General features: G+C 43.6%; 13 protein-coding genes. 3 read left to right on the forward strand and 10 right to left on the reverse strand.

Going from position 1 to position 19,285, the window contains the following annotated elements; translation table 11 throughout:
- Positions 1-130: 130 nt before the first annotated feature.
- A complete protein-coding gene (locus AC58UU_RS05515) occupies positions 131-1,495 on the forward strand; it encodes an MFS transporter (protein ID WP_497313723.1) in 1,365 nt (454 codons plus the stop codon).
- 472 nt (positions 1,496-1,967) lie between these two features.
- Here AC58UU_RS05515 and AC58UU_RS05520 read toward each other — a convergent pair whose 3' ends face one another.
- The 6 genes from AC58UU_RS05520 to AC58UU_RS05545 form a co-directional block, all read right to left on the reverse strand.
- Entirely contained in the window at positions 1,968-2,852 is an 885-nt protein-coding gene (locus tag AC58UU_RS05520) for a carbohydrate ABC transporter permease (protein ID WP_047671821.1), read from the reverse strand.
- Positions 2,853-2,869: 17 nt separating this feature from the next.
- The gene (locus AC58UU_RS05525; protein WP_497313725.1) at positions 2,870-3,760 is read right to left on the reverse strand and encodes an ABC transporter permease; all 891 of its coding nucleotides are present in this window, start codon (positions 3,758-3,760) and stop codon (positions 2,870-2,872) included.
- Positions 3,761-3,831: 71 nt separating this feature from the next.
- Complete coding sequence (locus AC58UU_RS05530) at positions 3,832-5,544, reverse strand: extracellular solute-binding protein (RefSeq protein ID WP_497313727.1); 1,713 nt, start codon at positions 5,542-5,544, stop codon at positions 3,832-3,834.
- Positions 5,545-5,704: 160 nt separating this feature from the next.
- Positions 5,705-6,829 carry a response regulator transcription factor gene (locus AC58UU_RS05535; protein ID WP_497313729.1) on the reverse strand — a complete coding sequence of 375 codons (1,125 nt, stop codon included), beginning with the start codon at positions 6,827-6,829 and terminating at the stop codon, positions 5,705-5,707.
- Positions 6,822-8,582, reverse strand: coding sequence for a sensor histidine kinase (locus AC58UU_RS05540; protein ID WP_497313731.1), 1,761 nt, complete (start codon positions 8,580-8,582; stop codon positions 6,822-6,824). Before AC58UU_RS05540 ends, AC58UU_RS05535 begins: the two co-directional genes overlap by 8 nt.
- A 57-nt stretch (positions 8,583-8,639) precedes the next feature.
- On the reverse strand, positions 8,640-9,536 hold the full coding sequence (locus tag AC58UU_RS05545; protein ID WP_497313733.1) for a helix-turn-helix transcriptional regulator: 897 nt from the start codon (positions 9,534-9,536) through the stop codon (positions 8,640-8,642).
- A 131-nt stretch (positions 9,537-9,667) separates the two neighbouring features.
- Here AC58UU_RS05545 and yicI point away from each other — a divergent pair, with 131 nt between their 5' ends.
- Together yicI and AC58UU_RS05555 are read left to right on the forward strand one after the other, a co-directional pair.
- The gene (yicI, locus tag AC58UU_RS05550; RefSeq protein WP_497313735.1) at positions 9,668-11,989 is read left to right on the forward strand and encodes an alpha-xylosidase; all 2,322 of its coding nucleotides are present in this window, start codon (positions 9,668-9,670) and stop codon (positions 11,987-11,989) included.
- Between the two features lie 119 nt (positions 11,990-12,108).
- A complete protein-coding gene (locus tag AC58UU_RS05555) occupies positions 12,109-12,717 on the forward strand; it encodes a TetR/AcrR family transcriptional regulator (protein ID WP_497314010.1) in 609 nt (202 codons plus the stop codon).
- A 701-nt stretch (positions 12,718-13,418) separates the two neighbouring features.
- Here AC58UU_RS05555 and AC58UU_RS05560 read toward each other — a convergent pair.
- The 4 genes from AC58UU_RS05560 to AC58UU_RS05575 form a co-directional block, all read right to left on the reverse strand.
- Positions 13,419-14,390, reverse strand: a complete 972-nt coding sequence (locus tag AC58UU_RS05560; RefSeq protein WP_497313737.1) for a Gfo/Idh/MocA family protein — start codon at positions 14,388-14,390, stop codon at positions 13,419-13,421.
- A gap of 160 nt (positions 14,391-14,550) precedes the next feature.
- Complete coding sequence (locus AC58UU_RS05565; protein WP_497313739.1) at positions 14,551-16,023, reverse strand: glycoside hydrolase family 32 protein; 1,473 nt, start codon at positions 16,021-16,023, stop codon at positions 14,551-14,553.
- Positions 16,010-16,984: a carbohydrate kinase family protein gene (locus AC58UU_RS05570; protein ID WP_497313740.1), complete on the reverse strand. Its 975-nt coding sequence runs from the start codon at positions 16,982-16,984 to the stop codon at positions 16,010-16,012. Before AC58UU_RS05570 ends, AC58UU_RS05565 begins: the two co-directional genes overlap by 14 nt.
- A 40-nt stretch (positions 16,985-17,024) precedes the next feature.
- Complete coding sequence (locus AC58UU_RS05575) at positions 17,025-19,268, reverse strand: GH32 C-terminal domain-containing protein (protein WP_497313742.1); 2,244 nt, start codon at positions 19,266-19,268, stop codon at positions 17,025-17,027.
- Positions 19,269-19,285 lie beyond the last annotated feature (17 nt).

Genomic DNA, 19,285 nt, shown 5'->3' on the forward strand with positions numbered 1-19,285 from the left:
TAGTCAATTTTTGGGTAACTTAATGTCCTTTCCTACAAACTCGTCACCAAGTGAATGACCGATTTTTATCGAGCAGTCCAACTTAAATAGGATTATAATGATTAAAAAAGAGAGAAAAGAGAGAAATGATATGTTTAATAAGAACAATCAGCTTTGGCTAATCACAGCCGTAGGCCTTGGAGTGCTCTTAAATCCGCTGAATACGTCGATGATTTCAGTTGCATTCTCACGGCTGCAGACCGAATTTCATGTCACTTATAGTGCTATCTCTTGGCTGATCGCGACATATTATGTGGCCAGCGCTATTGCTCAACCAATTATGGGCAAAATAAGCGATATCTTCGGTCGCAAGCGTATCTTCTTAGTTGGACTTGCTCTCGTTACGGTATCTTCCTTGTTAGCTCCGCTGTCACCGAGCATTGGCTGGCTTATTGGCTTTCGTGTCATTCAAGCGATAGGAACATCTTCGCTGTACCCAGCGGGAATGGGGATAATTCGCAGCAGTATCACGGATAATCAAGCAAGGGCACTTAGCGTGATGTCGATTTTTTCTTCCACGTCGGCGGCCCTCGGTCCGTCTATTGGCGGGTTTTTGATCCAGTATGGAGATTGGCCAGCTATTTTCATTGTCAACTTTCCAGTTATCCTCATTGCTTTTCTGCTTGCTGTCAAAATTCTTCCGAAAGACGGCCCGCGCAATTCACTCGCCAAAGGTGGACTGGATTTGTGGGGCATTGCCTTTTTTGCAGCACTTATCATCAGTTGGCTATTTTTCTTTCTTTCCTTCGAAAAGAGGGTCAACTTCTGGTTTCTTTTAACCAGTTTAGTGCTGAGTTATGTTTTCTATAAATTCGAGTTAAAGCGCGCCCAGCCGTTTATTGATGTGATCTTTTTGAAAAAAAATATCAACGTTTGTTTGGTCTATATCCAGTTTATTTGTGTCAACATCGTATTCTACTCGATCATGTTCAGCATTCCTACTTATTTACAGCAAGTCCGGCAATTCGATGCGCAGCAGGTTGGTATAATGATGCTGGCCTTATCAGGATTAGGGATTTTCACTACGCCACTGGTTGGCAGATGGATTGACAATTTCGGCTCCAAAACACCACTAATCACAGGCTCTCTTATCGTTATAGCGGGTTCACTGCTCATACTGCTGATTCATGAACATTCTTCTTCCTTGGCGATATTTGCAGTCCTATCCGTTTTCGGCTTGAGCAGCGGGTTCCAAAATCTCGGATTGCAGACGGCTTTATACTCCTATGTATCCGCAGCGGAGACAGGGATTGCTTCGGGCTTGTTCATGACCTCCAGATTTATGGGGACGATCCTCTCCTCCAGTTTACTTGGAGCCATCTTTAGCCATGAAATCACCACGCAGCGGCTGCACGGTATGGCCATCGTATGCGCAGTAATCAGCTTAGCCACACTCACATTATCGATATTAATGCCAAGTAATTCCGTCCGCACAAAAGCAGTTCAAAGCAGATGAACACCTTATCTAAAGTAAGTGCCCCTTGAGGCGCTATTATCTCTTTCCGTGAGGGAAGAAAACACCAAAGGCTGTCTCAAAAGTAGATTCTACTTGGGACAGCCTTCTTTGGCCTAAAATTGAAAAGACTGCTGAGCTGCAGGGTTATAATGCCCAACTGTCCTCGTTTTCTGTATTCGGCCGCTTTCTTTCGCGGACTATTGCCACCTTAACGCTAGTTCGCGGAACGTAGATGCGCTATTTTGGAAAATCTGCGCTTTAAATTGAATTCGGGGAACGTGAGGGCGCTATTTGCATGAAATTGAACGATCCGGCGGCGAAAAACGCAAAATAACGCCTCTACGTTCCTCTTCCCCAGGGTTTTGCGTGATTTCACTCAAATAACGCCTCCTCGTTCCGCTTCCTCATGATTTCGGGTGTTTCTTCGCTCCTCGGGCAAACTCTGGTTACCTTAGCATTGCCCGAGACTTGGTTACTCTTTAACAGACCCCAACGTAATCCCATGAATAAAAAATCTCTGTAGAAACGGATAAATGATAAGAACAGGAATCATAGCAATAAAGATTTTAGCCGCGTTCAAGGTCTGATTAGAAAGCTCACTCATCTTCTGTATTTGTTCCGCGGTCATGGTATTGGCATCCACAATAACGACCAATTGCTGAATGTAGGTTTGCAGCGGGTAATGATCCGCATTCGACATCAACACTAGACCATTAAAAAACTCATTCCAATGATAGACGATGCTGAACAAGGTTACTGTTGCCAACACGGGAACCGCCAGCGGGATGAAAATCTTAACAAGCATATACCAAGGCCCCGCACCGTCTACAAGTGCCGCCTCCTCTAATTCCTTAGGCAAATTGCGGAAATAGTTAATAACTAGAATCACACTAAAAATCGGGACACTGTTCCCTAGGACAAGCGCCCAAATATTATTGATCAAGCCTAATGATTTAACCGTTTGATACCAAGGGATTAACCCTCCGTTAAATAACATCGTAAACACCAAAATCCACATCAGCACATTTCGAAACGGTAAGTCCTTCGCATTTTTGGATAAAGGGTAACCCATCAGAATAATAATCACGAAGTTAAGACTCGATCCCAACACGACTCGCTGAATCGAAATCCAAAATGAGTTGAAAAACTTACTGTCGCCCATTATTTCATGATAAGAATTAAAATTAAATCCCACCGGCCATAAGCCAACTTGCCCCGAGGAAGCTGCCGCGTTATCACTTAACGAGACAGCAAGGGTATACCATAAAGGAAGAACACATAATAGCGCTATGCCAACCAGCAGCACGATAAGAAAAAGATCAAATGCTCTGGAGCCGATTGTTGTTTCTTTGACCATTTTCATGCTCCTTTATATTAAAAAATACGATAATTTGCAAACTTAGCAGCTAGGAAATAGGAAGTTGTAATTAGAAGAAAACTGATGACTGATTTTAATAGTCCCATTGCCGTTGCCAATCCATACTGGAGGTTCAATAAACCTGTCCGATAGACCCATGTGTCAATAATATCTCCGCTTGAATAGACAAGTGGATTATAGAGGTTGAAAATTTGGTCAAATCCAGCATTTAAGACATTGCCCAGGCTGAGCACTGAAAGTAAGATAACCGTAGTTATAATTCCAGGAAGTGTGACATGAACTAAACGCTGCCAGCGAGTGGCGCCGTCAATCGCAGCCGCTTCGTATAGAGACGGATTGATTCCCGTTAAAGCCGCCAAAAATATAATCGTGTTAAATCCGAATTCCTTCCACACGTCACTTCCCACGATGATAAAAGGAAACAATTCCGCCTTGGCAAAAAACAAAGTAGGACTTATACCGAAAATGCCCAAGATCCCGTTAACGGGTCCTTTATAAGACAATACATCCAACAAAATACCCGAAAGAATGACCCATGATAAAAAGTGCGGTAAATAAACAATAGTCTGTACCCATCTTTTTAAAAACGCAATGCGTAATTCATTCAGTAATAAAGCGAAGATAAGCGGTACAATCATATTCGCGATAATCTTCATAACGGCAATAAATAACGTATTAAAAAACACCGTTTTACTATCGTTAAGCGTGAACATATATTTGAAATTTTCCAATCCGACCCATTCGGAATGAAACATGCCTAGACCTGGATTAAAATCTTGAAAAGCAATGACAATCCCGAACATTGGAACGATACTAAACAGCGTCAACCAGATAAATCCAGGAAGAAGCATGAGATAGTAATGTTTGGCAAACCCCTTCGTAACCATCCTACCGATCACTTCCATTCTCTCTATTGTAAGGGAAAGGCGCCAGAGTTCTCTGACGCCTCCATGCTTTCTTACTGTTTGATACTCTCATCGATTTCAGCCAGAATTTGATCTCCGCCTTGCTTTTTCCAATCTTGTACGAACTTATCAAAGGAATCCAGCGGCGCAGCGCCCATGATAATTTTGAGGAACGTTTCCTTCTCTAACTTATCCAGTGAAGCCCATTTGCTTTCCATGGATTTCGTCTGCGAATAGGTTACGCTATAGGTTTTCTTGAACGGCTGCTGCAGCGGGGAAATCCCTACGAATGTGGAATACATACGCTTCCATGTCCCTAAATCCGCATTAGGATCCCAGTATTGAATATCATTCTTGTCATAAGGCTCGAGTTTTACTTTTTTCACTTTTTCAGCATCGGCTTTCAGTAATTTATATCCTGGAATATCTAGATCCTCCGGCTTTTTAGTGCCTGCAAGAACCTCTTTCATCATCTTGTAAGTGACATCCATCTCATCCATTGGGGCAAAAACGATACGCAGCGGATAGTTTCCAATATTGACTTTCACATCGAATTTCGATTCATCACGAAGCAACAGATTTTCCATTTGAATAGCGGCTTCCGGATGCTCGTAACCTTTTCGAACAACCAGATATTGATTGGACGGGTTCCCCATGTGCGGTGTAAATTCACCATTCACATCCAAAGGTGCCGTATACGCTTGCCAATTTGCCTTCGGATTATTCTTAATCGCATCAGCTAATGGACCATACCCGCCAGCCCACCATAGTCCAAAATAAATGCCTGAAGTTCCATTCTTGATCAGTTCCTGCGCATCCTTCCGAATGGTCATTTCCTTATCAATCAAGCCTTTGGAATAAAGATCACGCAGTTTCGAGAGAGCTTGCTTCGTTTCTGGTTGAAGGGAGCCATAAGTTGTTTTACCATCAGCACCTTTTAACCAAAATCCTGGATAGGAATGATACGAAGAAAAGATAGGGTCGAAACCATAGTTATTATTATTGGGATTGATAAAATCAGCATTCAGTAAACCGCCTAATTGCGGGCCTGATATACCGATGGTATCGGCTTTTCCATTTCCGTCAGGATCTTGTTCAATAAAAGCTTTTGCCACTTTCTCTAGTTCGTCCATGGTTTTAGGCGGTTGAAGACCTAATTTGTCCAACCAATCCTTGCGAATCCACATCATGTGAACCATATCTGATTCAGTCGTGACGTTAGGAAGGGCATACATTTTCCCATCCACGGTAACCGACTTAAGCGCAAGCCCTTTCGTCGTTTCAATGATATGTTTGATCGCAGGTGAAGCATATTTATTATAAACTTCGGTTAGATCCGCGAGTTGACCGCTTTTAACCATTTGTCTGAACTGCGTATCTTTCACAACCAACGCATCCGGTAAATCGTTACTGGCTATGGATAAATTAACTTTTTGGTCGTAATCCTTACCACTAGCAGCTTGCCAAACAACTTTTGTATCGATATTCAAGTTTTCTTTTATATAACGGGTATACGGGTTGCTCTCAGGGGAGTCTCCCGCTGGCAAGCTCTTATCGGAGGCATCTACATCTTTACCAATTTTTATCGTAATCGGTTTGGCTGATTTGGCGAATGGACCCGCCTCATTTGGCGCTGCTGCTGATTGTGCTGCTCCCGTTTGCGCAGGCGTAGCCTCCACTGTAGGTGATTGCTTCTCTGAGCATGCGGATAATACGACTAGCATCCCAGCAAGTAACAGCAGCATGCTTTTTTTAGATCTTCTCATTTAATGCCCCTTCTTTCGCTTTTAGAATTTATCTACACCCTAAAAGTATCACGAAACATCACGCTGCTAGGATGGAAAACGGTTACAGGTTTAGAGGGGTAAATGACCGAGAATTCGCCGCTAATCCCCTTTTTCTTATGAATTTGCAGCATTTGACCCTCTAATTTTCGGACATTTCTCTACCTGTTACACTCTTCAGACGATACTCGCTTGGTAAAAGGCCTGTTTGCTCCCGAAAGGTGCGGCTAAAATACTTTTCATCCATATATCCAACGTTCTCAGCAATCCAGAGAATCGTTTTGTTCGTATAAAGTAGATACTCCTTTGCTTTCTCTATCCGCTTGTGGCGTAAATGCTCACTAAAATTAATGCCTACAATTTCTTTAAAGCACTGGCTGAAGTAGCTTCTACTCATATTTACCCGCTTCGCAATGCTCGAGGCCGTAATCTGCTCTTTCATCTCTTCATTAGCGATGTAAACAGCTTTCATCACACATTCTACAACCTCTTGTGAAAAAGAAGGTTTATCAATTGCCTTGCGAATCATTTCACGAGTAGTCATCAACCATTCCTCAACCTGATGCCAGCTTTCAAATGAATCCGGCAATTGGATTTTCGCCAAATCAACAGGATGAAATAAAAGATTCCACTTGTCGATTAGTGCATATAACAATCCGATCAGCTTCGTTTGAGGTAAACGCAGCTGCTTCAAATCATGGATATGAGATGTAAAGAGGCTATCTTGATAGACCCATTCGTGACCCGACCATTGCTCCTTCACTAGGTGTAAGTCTTTTTGAGCTGCCTCCAGTTGGTCATTGTCAACTTCAAGAGCTGTAGAAGCTACGCCATGAGAGGACTCATTATCATAGAAGGTATCATGTGGATTAGGAGCATGCTTCTGCTCCTCCATAATCCGCTTGTAGATCCGCTCCAGCACTTCCTCAAAGCGCTCCTTTTCAAGCTGAACCTTGGCAATATAATCAATAGCCCCAAGTCTCAATGCCTCTTGGATATATTCAAAATCCTGATGGAAGGTTAGCACGACGGTGTAAATGCTTGGATATTGCTTTCTCACTATTTTCAGTAATTCGATCCCCGACATAACAGGCATCGCCAAATCAGTCAGCAATAAATCTATCGCGTTCGCTGCTATAAATTCCAAGGCTTTCTCACCATTACTTGCTTCCCCGACAACCTCCATGTCAAAATCGTGCCAAGGCATGGCTGATATAAGCCCTTTGCGAACCAATTTATCATCATCGACAATCATCACTTTAATCATGCCGGGATTTCACCTCCATAATAGGTAAGGAAACAAGGATGGTTGTCCCTTTTCCGATAACACTCTTGATACTCAGGTCCGCCTGATCGCCATATTGGGATTCAAGCATTCGCTTAACATAATTTAAGCCAATCCCCATACCAACTTTTTTGTTTTCAACTTCCGAATTGTGTAATAGGTTATGAATCGTTTCTTCCGACATTCCTGAACCGTTATCATGAATCGAGATCTGAATCGCATTCGTTAAACTGACATCTACCTTAATGTAACCGTCATCACTTAACCCATGATAAAGCGAATTTTCTACAAGCGGCTGGAGAATAAAGCGAGGAATCGGCATGTTCCATACCCCTTCATCGACATTCATCTGCACATCAAACTTAAAATCATAGCGAATTTGCTGTAAAATCAAATATTGTTTTAAAGCTTCTATTTCTTCATAAATGGTTGAGGCCTGTCCCAGCTTGCCTAAATTATAATGCAGCAGCTTATTTAGTGAGGATACAAGTCGATCGATCTCATTCTGTCCGTTCATGACGGCTAACCAATGCACCGTATCCAGCGTATTCATTAAAAAATGAGGATTAATTTGATAAAGCAGCTTTTCTACCTCAAGATCCACTCTTCGCTTCTCTTTTCGTTCAACTTCCGCAAACAAATTCCAAATCTGTTCTCTCATTTGCCTAAATTGATGCAGTAGAAAATCAAATTCCGGTATTTTTGTTCGTACTGTAACGGTCTGGACTCTGTTTTGTGCCATCAGCTTGATTTCTCTATTAAAGCCATTCAAAGGGAGATATACCATCTTCCATAGGAGCCAAGCCATAAGGAGACTCATCCCTAGAAAAAGGAGTGAAAACAGCAAAATTTGAACAAACCACTGATTCATTTCTCTGTTGTAATCCGCTTTTGGAATGACAGACACGATACTCCAGCCTTGATTGCTTGCCTGCCTAAACCAGTAAAATTCATTATATGTGCCAAAGGTTATTTCTTTAGAAAAGTTGGGGAATATCGTATCTTTCACAAACGAATCTGGAAGCTCACTAAACGCGATTCTGCCGTTATTATCTAGGAAAACATGGAAATTTGTTCCTCCGAATTGATCATTATTCAGAATGTTTTGCGTGAGATGAAACCCCGTTTCAATGTAGACATAGACATCATCACGAAGTGGTAAATCCACTTTCCTTCGTGCAGATAAAACAAAATTATTATCAAATTGATTGTTGCTTAAGTGAGGACCGTAATAAGAAATTCCCGAGTATTCTGCAAGCAATGGTAACTTTTCAGGGGAAAAATTTTCCTTTACGCCCGAATTTTCGAGATCATACGTATGGTCATTTTGAAAATAGTATAAGGTTAAACCAATATTGGGATTGGTAAAGGTAACTAAGCTTAATTCATCTTTTAATTCACTTATCATTTGCGAGCGTTCGAAAGATTGACTTGCTGGAAGCGATAACATTTGATCCAACTTCTTACCCACACTTCCTGCAAAAGCAAGCTGTTGGGAGACATGATTCAAATTGCTTATCGTGCTTTCTAAGGAAAGCTCTACTTGTTTTAAATTACTTTGAATACCGCTCTGAATTTTGTTTGTAAGAATGGAATAAATCGTGTAATACGAGATAAGAACGATGCAAATAAATGGAATCAATGTACTGCATAAGAAAATGATAAAAATCCTCTTTTTCAATGTTAAGTAATCGTACAGAAATGACTTCACATTCTCCTGCATCTTAACAAACATCTACAATCACTCCCCGCGATCAGGCTAGATTCAACTAGAACCAATGATTCGTCAATATCAACCCAATTCCTCACTTGTCCTTAATCTTTTTCGATATTCAGAAGGTGTATAACCAAAATGCGTTTTAAACACACCTATAAAATAACTCAAGGTATTGAAACCGACATCAAGCGAAATCTCTGTAATCTTCTTGTTGGTATCTTTAAGCATTAAAGCCGCTCTTTGCGCCCGCACCTGGTTTAAGTATTCCAGTGGGCTTTTTCCTGTAAAACCTTTGAAATATCGGCAGAAATAAGACTCGCTAAAAGAAACGATCGCCGCGAGGTCCTCCAATCGAATTGGACTGCTATAGTTTACTTGCATATATTCAATAATTAGCTTTAATCGATCTATATGCGTAGGGTTGACGGAAAGCGGAAGCTCACGAAAAGCAGGACCGCCCAGCATAATTAGCTTTGAAATGATCAATTGCAGCAAAGCTTTTGTAGAAAGTTCATATAGAGGCCTTTCATTTAAATTCAAATCGAACACTTGCAGCAACAAAGCCAATAGCTCCCTTTCCTCTGCTGAATGACGGCTGATATGGGCAGGAGTGACAAATTTCTGCTGGATTAGCGGGTTAATATATTTCTCACGGACAAGGTCAAACCGCTCGCCTCCCAAAATATCCGAATGAAATACCACGGCGGTGAAGCAACATTCTTCGTTTGCGGATATAAGACCAGAATGAAGCTGACCAGAATTCACGAAAATCGCTTCCCCTGCTTCCAATTCATAGTCATCCATAGAAACACGGAATACCGCCTTACCCTTAGTAAGCATGAGAAACTCCAACTCATCATGCCAATGGAGTTCAAGTAGTTCTTCCCCTGGCTGGCAGCAGATTTCATACACTCGGATTGGATAAAGCGGATCACCGTGAATGCGGTCCTCTTTTAAATTGGCTTGCTGCATGGCGGTCGTTCCCCCTTTAGAGAATTTCAAATCGAATGTCAAAATACTGATATTATTTAATAATATAACGAAAGGAATGGAGCTTTTAAATCAATATAATTATAATACAACACTTTGGAGGGATGATGGCAATGAAATTTTCTAACGGTTATTGGATGGCAAAAGAAGGATACAACGTCCTTAATCCTGTCGATGTCCGCGATGTACATCAAGCAGATAACAGTCTGACTATATATGCTGCCGCACGGAAGATTCAGCGAAAAGGGGATACCTTAAATGGCGCGATGCTGACTTGTGAATTGAGCTCGCCCCTTCCCGATATTATCCGTGTACGCTGGACTCATCACACAGGCAAACGTTCGCAAGGACCCGCTTTTGAATTATTCGAAAATCCGCAGACTCCAGTTTCAATCGATGACAGCAACGATCATGTGACCATGATATCCGGCGGATTAAGCGTAAAAGCCAACAAACATAGTACGTGGGGAGCTGAATTCTCTTTCGAAGGCCGTCGTTTAACTGGTACCAACAGCAAAGGTGCGGGACATATTACGACAGCTAACAAAGAAATTTACTTTCGTGAGCAGCTTGAGCTTGGCATTGGCGAGCATATTTACGGACTTGGAGAACGGTTTACAAATGTAGTGAAAAACGGGCAGACGGTAGATATTTGGAACGAAGATGGCGGCACGAGCAGTGAACAAGCCTACAAAAATGTACCCTTTTACTTATCCAGTAAAGGATACGGTGTATTCGTCAATCATCCCGAGCACGTATCATTCGAAGTCGGGTCTGAGGTTGTGTCCAAAGTCCAGTTCAGCGTACCAGGCGAAGGTGTTGAGTATTTCATTATTGGCGGCAAAACGCTAAAAGATGTTCTGAATAATTACACGAAGCTTACCGGTAAACCCGCTTTGCCGCCGGCATGGTCGTTCGGTCTGTGGTTAACAACCTCTTTCACAACGGATTATGATGAAGCTACCGTGAACAGTTTCATTGACGGCATGTTTGAACGAGACCTTCCGCTGCATGTGTTCCATTTTGATTGTTTCTGGATGAAGGAATATCAATGGACCAATTTTGAGTGGGATGCCGATATGTTCCCCGATCCGATAGGTATGCTGGGACGGCTTAAGGATAAGGGTCTCAAAATATGTGTCTGGATCAATTCGTACATTGGCCAGAAATCGCCGCTCTTTCAAGAAGGCATGGACAAGGGATATTTGGTCAAAACCTTGGATGATCACGTTTGGCAGTGGGATCTCTGGCAGGCTGGCATGGGACTTGTCGATTTCACCAATCCGGAAGCCACGGAGTGGTACAAAGGTCATTTAAGACGGCTGATCGATATGGGCGTGGATAGCTTCAAAACAGATTTCGGCGAGCGCATCCCGACCGATGTTAAATACCACGACGGTTCGGATCCACTCAAAATGCATAACTACTATACATTCCTATACAATAAGGCCGTATTTGAAGTGCTGGAAGAAAAACTTGGCAAGAACGAGGCCATGTTATTTGCCCGCTCCGCAACGGCCGGAGGACAGCAATTCCCCGTACACTGGGGCGGCGACTGCTCTGCCAATTACGACTCCATGGCGGAGTCGCTTCGCGGAGGCCTTTCACTCGGTTTATCCGGTTTCGGATTCTGGAGCCATGACATCAGCGGTTTTGAAAAAACGGCCCCGCCCGATATTTATAAACGCTGGGTAGCCTTTGGCCTGCTGTCCTCTCACAGCCGTCTGCACGGCAATGAATCTTACCGTGTTCCATGGCTGTTTGACGAAGAAGCGGTCGATGTACTCCGACATTTTACAAAGCTAAAAAGCACGTTAATGCCCTATCTGTTTGCAAGTGCTATCCAATCCACAGAAATGGGGATTCCGATGATGCGCGCAATGGTGCTGGATTTCCCATCAGATCCGTCCACTCATCACCTGGATACGCAATACATGTTGGGTGACAACCTGCTCGTTGCCCCCATCTTTAACGATCAAGGAACTGTGATGTACTATGTTCCCGAAGGACGTTGGACCGATTTCTTCAGTGGACGAGTTATTGAAGGTGGTAAATGGCAGGAAGAAACGCATGGCTATATGACGCTGCCCTTGTTAGTTAAACCTAATTCGCTGCTTGCCATAGGGGCAAATGAGCAGAAGCCCGATTACGATTATGCGGACGGAGTGTCACTTCATTTGTTTGAACTGGAGGATGGAGGAGCCGCGGAAACATCAATTTATGACGTGCAGGTTAATTTGCAATTAACTGTAAAAGCAGTCCGAATGAATGAGTTGATCGACATCTCTGTTCAAGGCGGAACGAAACCTTTCACCATCGTACTAAGAGGCTTTAATCAAATCTCATCCGTAGAAGGAGCATCCTGGACAAGATCAGCAATCGGTATCGTGCTAACCCCCGAATCCGGCATATCGATGATAACTGTAAGATTGTAATAAATAAACGGCTGGCCCTGTTATTCATACAGGGCCAGCCGTTTCCACATTTTTAGGGTATAATATAAAAGGAATTCACATTCCGGTTACTAACAAGACATACGACAAGGAGATTGCAGATGCCAATAAGGGGTTCAGATTTATCAACGCCAAGCAATCGAAAAGATGCCAATCAGAATACACTAAAAGTCCTAACAGCTGCTTATAAAGTTTTCGCTATGAAAGGCTATGACGCCACCATCGAAGAAATTGCGAATGAAGCAGGTGTAGGCGTAGGAACTGTCCATCGGCGATTTTCCAATAAAACCGTTTTGGCCACTGCTGTAGTCACCGACATTTTCCAAAAAATTAAAGAGAAGCAACTACAGGTTGTCAAAATGGACATGCCAGCTGATCAAAAAATCCGACTTTTATTTGAAATCTTCTCAGCTTCTCACTTACAATATGGAAAAATACATAGTATGGGGCTTCATTTGGCAACAATAGGCGAATTAGGCGATGAAATGAGCGCCTCCCTATTAACCGCTCTAGAAGGCAGCGTTCTAGATATTATTCTACAAGGCCAAGAAGAAGGAATATTTAGAGAAGGCGATCCGAAACTGCTGGAACTGCTCATTATCAACATGATTAACCCCCATCTCATTCTAAAATTAAAAGAGCATGTTCCCGTGGAGAAGATTACAGAAACGGTTTCTGACATGATTCTATTAGGGCTTGTAAAGAAATAAGGACTTCCACCATTAGGGGGAGGTCCTTATGGGTCAGCGTTGTTCTTAACGGAACGACAAGCCGCTAAAGTGGATGAAATGAGCTGAAAATTGAATTAGCGGAACGAGAGGGCGTTATTCGATGAAATTTGTGCTATTCGAAGCTAAAAACAACGGAATAACATCACTACGTTCCTCGTTTGCTTGAATGCGTGCTTATTCCTTGTAAATAGCGCCTCTACGTTCCCTTACTGGAAGTCTACAATTGATAGATGGAAGTATGTGCCCACGAAGAAGCTGCCCCTCTAATGTAAGATTCTACTTTGGGATGAGCATTAATAACTAGCATTTTATTCATTTGAATAAACCCACAGAAATAATTGCCAAAAGCCAAATAAGCGTTAGATTTCTATCGGTCATTATCTTTTTATAATGCAAGATTGCGGAAATCAGAAATATAACAATAATTATGATTATTATCATAAGAGTCCTAATCCTTATTTATATTCTTTACTAGATTAACATTGGTATACTCCTCCATGAATGATAATTATATACAAAAGAAATCAACATTCCGGATTACATCTTGATAATATCATACGTCATGTTTGACCGTCAACAAAACGGAATATATATTCCGTATTAACCAAATCAACTATGGCTTTCATCAAAAAAAAGCATACACAACAATGATTTTCTCACTGTTAAGTATGCTTCTTACCTTATACCATGCGAACGGGCAATCCCGATTCCGCTGATTTGAGCGCAGCAACAGTCACCTGTTGTGTCTTAAACGCATCCTCATAATCCGAAAGAATACGCACGGTATCCCCTGTTTTCAGCGCATGGATGAAGGCTTCATTTTCTACGAGATAGGGATTAACCATTTTTTTAATTTCAGAGGTAGCATGGGCTTCGATCAATTTCAATCGTTCCGTATCCCACTCCAGCATGCCCTCCTGCGTATAGCAGGTAATACCCACCTTGCCCAAACCATTTGGCAGCACGCACGTATTAGAAATATTAGCTATGACACCGCTGCGAAATTTTAAAGTAACCGTACCCACATCAGCTGCCGTTACACCATCAAAATGCTTGTGCATCACTTGATTGCCATACAAAGCATAGACTTCGTCAATCTCTCCTACACAGTAACGCAGAATATCGACCAGATGTGTGCTTTGTTCAATGAATTGTCCGCCTGACCTATCTTGATCTCTCCACCATGCAACCTGAGGCATACTGCCCATCCAATTGCCTGTAATCATGCCAACATTTTGCCCACTCAACAATTGTTTCATCTGACTTACTGTATCTGTATAACGAAAATGATAGCCTACGGACGTAATTAAGGGGTTCTTGCGTAATTCGGTTAAAATCTGATAGGGCTGCTCGGTATCTACACCAAGTGGCTTTTCCACAAAAAAAGGAATGCCTCTTTCAATAAGCTGCAATTCAAATTCCCCATGTGACATTGGCGGTACTAGAATATATACAGCATTCAAGTGCTCGGCATCCAACATCTCACTAACACTCTCATAGCTGGAGGGAATGCTGTATGCCGAGGCGAACTCCTCTGCCTTTGCCTTACTCGTCCCGCATACCGCTTGGATTTGCACGTCTTCCATCTCAGATAAAATTTTTGCGTGCATCTTACTGAAGCCACCTGTACCGATAATGCCGATATGTAACATGATTACTAGCTCCTGTTCTTATCATATTTTTGCTAGTCTTATTATAGCATCATTCATAAATACAAAGTCAGTGTTCGTCTAGCATTCGAATAGAAATAAATAAGAGAGCTAGTTCTTCGGTCGTTCGAAGAACTAGCTCTCTTAATATATAAGAATAGCCTCAATCAATTATAGAATTAAGCGTATGAATCGATAAGGATTTTACCTTAACGCTCCCATCTTTCGCATACAGTTTTATGCCTGTTGACGAACATGATGGGAAAATCTGATCCGTCATGACGAGTTTTCCGTCATTCGCAAAAGCTTCGATGGACGATCGGTCCACGAAAATATGCAGCTTAATGTTCCCATTCTCCGCTTTCAATAAAGCGCTGTGCTTGCAAGCAAAATCACTATGAAAATCGATAGCTCCTGAACGACTGCGATCAATAAACAGCAGTTGCTCATGAGTGTTATAACCAACGATTGTTTCCTCTGTTTCGGAGGCTCTCAGCTTCAAACCAAATTCTAAATCATCGTGAAACTCAAATTCAGCGATGATTTCAAGCAAATCGCCATTCGTTACCGTTAATTCTGAATTGTTCAGCTCAAAAGCTGCCCAATTCTGTTCACTCCGCCTTTGAGCCTGGAGCTCACGAATTGGTTTCTGTAGGAGCCGGACTCCCTCCATTTCCGCCGTAAGTGTAAGCTCTCTAGGAAGCGTCATCGCTCCTCTCCAATTGGAGGTTGGAATCACATTGGCATATTTCCAATTGTTCATCCACCCGATAAATAGACGCCTTCCCTGCTGTTCAGGTACGTCTGACCACGTGACGCCCGCGTAGTTATCTCTCCCGTGATCCAACCAAAGAAGTGGAGCCGGGGAATCCTCTGGAACAAAAGTATCCCCATTGAAAGAACCAATGAAATACTGCGTGCGTGATCCTTCCCGATAGTTGGCATCTTCCCCAATGCTAACAATAAGCACCCATCTCCTGTTGATGGTATCGCCATCTACAGGCAATTCGAATAAATCTGGACATTCCCAAACGCCGTCATGAGAGCCTTGTCCATACCCAAATTCACCAGAATGGGTCCAATCTTTCAAATTCGGTGATTTGTAAAATCGAATGGCGTCGCCCGCAGCAATGACCATCACCCAGCTTTGCTGAGGATTGAACCAAAATACTTTGGGATCACGGAAATCAGGCAGTGCTTCTTCTATAAGCACAGGGTTGTTTGCGTATTTTGTCCAGGTTCGCCCACGATCCATGCTGTAAGCAAGACTTTGTCTTTGCCTAGTTAGATCAGTATCCGGTTTCGTATCATGATGTGTGAAAATAGCAACTAGACCTGACTTACCACCAAAAAAGCCGCTCGTATCGTGTTTATCTACCACTACGCTTCCTGAAAAAATAGCACCGTGTTCATCAGGCGCAAGCGCTATGGGAAGATGCTCCCAGTGAACCAGATCCTGACTGACAGCGTGACCCCAATGCATAGGTCCCCAAACCGTACTTTCGGGGTGGTATTGATAGAAAAGATGATACTCCCCTTCATAAAATACCATCCCATTCGGATCATTCATCCACTGATCTTTCGGTGTGAAATGAAGCTGCGGCCGGAATTTTGTTTGATTGTTAGCTGTTATCATGATGCTTCGTCACCTTTCGTATCTCTTCTAGGCTCGGCATCGCCGGTATGGCTCCTCTTCGGGTTGTTGCTAAGGCACCTGCTGCATTGGCGAAGCTGATCATACTTCGAATTTCAGTTTCACTCATGGTGTGAATGGCTTGATTAGTATCAGAATCCATCCAACTGTTAAGGAAACCTCCGAAGAACGCATCCCCTGCACCTGTAGCGTCTATGGCATCTACTGCATAACCACTAACGCTCCCCGTTACTTGACCGAAACGGTAAAAAGCACCTTTTTCGGCCAGCGTAATTAATATGACGGAAGGGCCAAAGGCTTCATACAGCATGCGTGATCCCTCTTCAAGATCCGTAGCGCCCGTTAGGAATATGAGTTCTTCTTCGGATATTTTCACGATGTCAGCATGCGCCAAGCCATATTCCATCATACGTTTAGCATGCTCCAAATCGTCCCAAAGTGGAACTCGCAAATTGGGATCGAACGATATCGTGCAGCCATTTTCTTTGGCGAACAGGAGTGCTTTCCTTGTCGCGGAAGCCGATGGCTCATTCGTCATGGACAACGAGCCAAAGTGAAATATCTTCGACCGGGCGATCATATCGAGGAGCACCTCATTTTCCGTAAGCAAGGTGTCGGCTCCTGGTTTACGATAAAAGCTAAAGGAGCGGTCACCACTCGCATCCAATTGAACAAACGCCAGCGTCGTATTTGCTTCGCTGCTCATCACTACGCCCTGCGTATCAATGCCGCACTTTCTCAACGTATCCACTAGATAATGTCCGTGAATATCTGATCCAACCTTGCTGATAAAGCCAGTCCGCTTGCCCCACTTGGCTAAGGCAGCCAGCACATTGGCTGGCGCGCCCCCAGGATTGCGTTCAAATAAAGCATAACCTAACTCTGAGTTTCCAGCTGGTGTGAAGTCGATTAACACTTCACCTAATGCTACGATATCATACATCGCTCTCTCTACCTCCCGATATTGTTCATCCGCTTTTTCTCTACACCGACACCTGAAATGCCGGTTTTATCTCCCATATTCGCATGGACGTGATTCGAATGTCTCGATCCCCGTGTAAAAGTAACCCTAGCGCGTCCAGTCTAGATGGGTAGGCTCGTGTCGTTAAGCTTTTTAGACCGTTGGCGTAGACCTCGATCAATGAACGATCTACGAACACCCGCAATTGCAGCGGTTCACCGTGAAGCTCAAGCAGCCCCTCTTGAATGCCAATCGTTCGTTCACGCGTATCTAGCGTTGATTTATTTCGATTCACGCCCAGCAGCTCACGATCCTGATCATAGAAGAGAACGGTCTCCTCTTCTCCATCTGGTGATCGTCTTAATGAGATTCCATATTGGTGCTCTGCCCCTGAACCAAATGTTAGCTCAATCTCAAACGTATCACTCCGTATGTGCTGCAAGCTCGCATTCGCTTCCTTCAAACTAAGATCCAGTACGTTCAGAAGCTCCATCCCCCGGAGTTGACACATCTCCTCAATGGGTTCGATCCCGAGCAGCCCATCCTCCCTTAGAGTCAAACTGATCGGCATGCCAGCACCGTGCGACCACCCGCAGTCGTAATCGATTTCAGGTGTACGCTCACCTTGTGCAATCGAAAATAGAAGCGATCTTCCTGTTAAGGGATCAATCATGCCGCTCGGACCTGTGAAATGGAAATCACCTACATCAATGAGTCCCGGCTCTTCATGATCCGGAGTGAAACGGTAACGAGCAACATCCCATGTCCCGATCCAATAATTCACTTCTACTTTAGCCTCAGGCCCCCATGGGCTAATCAGCAAAATATGTTTGCCTGTTTCCTCACCATTGCGCTTTAACGGCAGGAGTACTGGCAGTTCCCAAACAACGCCAAGGAATGGATATTCCTCATAATTACTCACATACAGCGGGCCTTCGCACGTCCAGTCGATCAAGTTCACAGAGCGGTAAACCATCGCGGTTCCGCCTTGTCCCTCTATCCCCGTGCCAACTAGCATGATCCATTCTTCATTTTCTTTCCAGACATAGGGATCACGGAATTCACCAAAGTATCCAACATCAGGCTCCTGAACTACGATTGGCTCGGGATGCTTCATCCAAGTCTTCAAATCTAAGTCTCCATCCCGGAGATAAGTGGTTCGAGCCAGACCCACCGATTGATTTGGAGAACATGCGTAATTCCCTATTGTATAAAATAAAGCCGGATAACCGTGTTCATCATAAGCTGCACTTCCTGACCAGATTCCATCCGGATCAAGGCCGGGTTCGGGCGCCAAAGCCGCTGGAAGATCGCGCCAATGAACTAAATCTTCACTCACCCAATGTCCCCAATGGATGTAATGCCAAAATGGGCCGTTTGGGTTGAATTGGTAGAACAAATGATACTGTCCATTGAAATAAATCGGCGCATGCGGTTCGTTCATCCAGTGCCCCGGTGAAGTTAAATGATACACCGGACGATGCCGATCCTGAACAAAGTTAGCTCTAGATATGGCTAGGTCTTCGTAAGGAATAGCGGGTGCAGCTCCGCCGTGTTCGGTTAAATAATCCCGGTAAGTTCTCGCAATGTCCTCCTCAGACATCGCGAGATCATATAGACAAAGTTCATCCATCAAACCGTCGAACATATTCATCGTGAAGGCTTCTGCTAAAATAACACCCTTGTTATTGCGCCCGATTATCAAATCTTCCTTAGTAGGAGTAATCAAAGTATCCTTCTGCGAATGCTGCTTAACCGCTACCTCACAACCGTTTACATATAACTTCAGCCGTCCAGTTACCGATTCGAAAGTTGCGCAGACGAAGGACCACGCTCCCTTAGGGAGCGGATGATCATAGCACCAAACCTCCACCCACTCTTCTTCTAACGCAAGCTGGAGTGACCAAGACCCATGACGGGATAATCCAAATACATAACCCTCGCAGCGTTCTCTGTCATGTTGATTGACGATGGCGGCGAGTCGCCGTTCATCTCCGAAGTCATAGCTGCGGGGAGCAATCCAAGCGGTAATCGTTAATGCTCCCGACAAGCTAGGGCATTGGTCTGCTGGGCGCTGCAGCCATGTAGAATAACCATCAAACAACAGCGCACATCCACGAATCCCTTTACGCCAAACCGGATCTTGCGGCGGCTGAAAACGACCTTTCGTAAGGGCATATTGAATAGAATCCCCATTACCCGAATACGGATCATGCGCTATGCGCCCCTGCCCCTCATCGAAGGACCAATAGGCAATAGGTTCCATGCTCGATACCTCCTGCT

Source organism: Paenibacillus sp. JT22N1 (assembly GCF_059692155.1).